Raw genomic sequence first — 265 nt, 5'->3', positions numbered from 1 at the left:
CAGTCTGTTAAATCAGTTCCGCCGTGAGGCCGCCGAAATGCTGGATGCTGCGCGTCTTGCCAGTTATCAGCGCGGCAGTCGTAAACCGGTTGCTGATCCTGCGCCGGTTTATCCGCAAACGCATCTGAGTTTCCTCGCGAACGTTTACAACCAGAAAGCGCGTGAATTTTATCATCGCTATGGTGTGCAGCTGATTGACGCGGCGTATGAGGCACATGAAGAGAAGGGCGAAGTCCCGGTGATGATCACCAAGCATTGTCTGCGC

The 265-nt window shown here is 54.3% G+C and carries 1 pseudogene; it reads left to right on the top strand.

Features of this window, described 5'->3' with window-relative positions:
* Positions 1-265, top strand: a pseudogene (locus ACX9YW_RS23080) (hypothetical protein); the annotation flags it as partial.

Source organism: Pseudoneobacillus rhizolycopersici, from assembly GCF_054786815.1.
The sequence above is the reverse complement of the archived record's forward strand: the minus strand, read 5'-3'. Positions and strand labels throughout refer to the sequence as shown.